This window comes from Vibrio sp. 10N.222.52.C3 (assembly GCF_041474195.1).
GTDB lineage: Bacteria > Pseudomonadota > Gammaproteobacteria > Enterobacterales > Vibrionaceae > Vibrio > Vibrio crassostreae_C.
On the sequence record NZ_JBFRTQ010000146.1, the window covers coordinates 1 to 2,122 of the forward strand.

The window sequence follows — 2,122 nt, forward strand, 5'->3', positions numbered from 1 at the left end:
TTAAGCTGTATCATCTTCAACTCTTGCTCTAGAGATGATTTAGCAAACGAACCATTAACTTCAATACCAGCGGCTAGTACAAGTAGCCCAATACTTTTGTCAATTTGCTTAACTTTTTCGACGCCTTCTGACGTACTTAAGTCAGCAGAAACGGTCGTTGCTTTAATTCCGTAGCGTTCAGTAAGCAACGTAGCTTGCTCTTCAAGCTCTTTTTCTCGACGAGCGACCAAAACAATGTTCAATCCTTTTGCTGCAATCTGGCTTGCCATTTCTGCGCCAATGCCTGATGTTGCCCCTGTGATAAGTGCCCAATCACCATATTTTTCTTTAAAGCTGATACCCATAATTCGTTACCTTTCTCTGTGTTTAGTTGATGGGGTAACTATATGGAATTTGGAGGTACAGGGCTCTCCATAAAAGTTCAAAAATTGCTCACATTAGTTCAAACGAGCCAACCTGAATGGAAAGGTTAAAATGCGTTGGTGTCAGGTTAAACGAAATTGAGAAGGGGATAGACCTGTTTGTCCTTTAAAGGCACGGTTAAACGTGGAAATCGACTCGAAACCTGTTTCAAAAACGATGTCGGAGATACGTAAGCTATTATCTTTCAGTAACACTTTAGCTTTGTTGATTTTTAATTTGGTAATGTATTTTATTGGGGGTTCTGAATACACCTCTTTAAACTTACGTTTAAAAGTAGAAACACTCATATGACACAATGCTGCCAACTCATCCACACTCAGATCCGCATACAGATTACTTTGGATAATATCTTCAAATTTGGCAAAGTTAGGTTTAAACATAGAAGCAAGAAAATCGAGTTCAGAAGGTGCGCTGGTTCTTTTCGCCATAAGAATGACAAATTCACGTAGTTTGCTCTCGATAAGCAAATCATCCGCCAACTCTGGAGAATCCAGCAATATACTGATGCTATCACGATAGTGCTCTAGCAATTTGTCCACTTCAACCTGCAAAATATTATAATCGACCCTGTATTTTGACTGGCTAATATCAAAGTTAAACAGTGACTGAAATATTTCAGGATAGAGAAGGATACCAATCGCTTCACCTGCACCTTCATCATTATGATAGCTAGTGTTTTCATAAAAGTAGTTGGTGCATTTTGCCAGTATTCCGCAGTTTTTGTTCAATGAAGCAGATTCTGTCTGTTCCCTGACGTTAAAATCGCCATTTGTGACAAACGCAAAACACGCTTCACTGTCTACAAATACGCGCGGCATACGTTTGAAACTGGGTATATCTTGTTTTTGAAAAACAATACGTCCATTATATTTTATTGTTTTCATTTAAAGGCACCATTCAATAGTATTGCGATAAGGATAAAGCAGTCTACCTGCTCGATTAAATAATTGGCTCAACTAGAATCGTGTTGCTACGGTGCTGCACTCATAATCATTAGACATCTAAAACTCGACAACAAAGCTAAAGCTCGAGAATAGTCTACGCATAATCTATTTTTCAAATGTACTCAATACAAGCATGAATGCATGTATAGATCGAGCGAGAGATTCATGTGGTCTTTGCCCTCTTGATTGAACTTTTAGTCCTTGACGAAACGTAAGGAAATAGTCGGTCAAATGCTCTGCATCTATACCATCAATAAGTCGTTCTGTTTTCTCATATTGAGTAAAAAATGCCAGTGTTGCAATACGACCTTGTTCAAACTTCTTAATAACATACTCATAGAGGGCTGGTTCGTTTGATTTTAATTCAACAATACTGTTTGTAATTAAGCAGCCGTAAGTGAGTAGATCATTCTCTGGATTTAAGAACTCACTATCAAATAAATATTGAAGATTCTCTGATATTGATTTATTTGAGTCGAGTTTCCTGAGTACCACAGACATGTGATGCTCAACATAGAAATCTACTATACATTTAAACACGGTTTCTTTGTTGCCAAACGCGTTGTAAATACTGGTTTTCGTTAATCCTGTAACGGTCGATAATTGATCCACCTTAGTCGACGCATAACCATGCTGCCAAAAATATTTGGCCATAACTCCAAGCACTTCTATCTCGTCAAACTGTCTTTTCTTTGCCATTTATCTATACAACTACATAAAATTCTTATTGACACCTATTGTACTAGTTAGTACAT

3 protein-coding genes are annotated in these 2,122 nt (G+C 37.7%); all 3 read right to left on the reverse strand.

Features of this window, described 5'->3' with window-relative positions:
* On the reverse strand, positions 1-344 hold a 344-nt coding region (locus AB4517_RS19530; protein WP_372149286.1), incomplete at its 3' end, for an SDR family NAD(P)-dependent oxidoreductase.
* Positions 345-485: 141 nt separating this feature from the next.
* Positions 486-1,307, reverse strand: coding sequence for an AraC family transcriptional regulator (locus AB4517_RS19535; protein ID WP_198589006.1), 822 nt, complete (start codon positions 1,305-1,307; stop codon positions 486-488).
* A 165-nt stretch (positions 1,308-1,472) separates the two neighbouring features.
* A complete protein-coding gene (locus AB4517_RS19540) occupies positions 1,473-2,066 on the reverse strand; it encodes a TetR/AcrR family transcriptional regulator (protein WP_102319796.1) in 594 nt (197 codons plus the stop codon).
* Positions 2,067-2,122 lie beyond the last annotated feature (56 nt).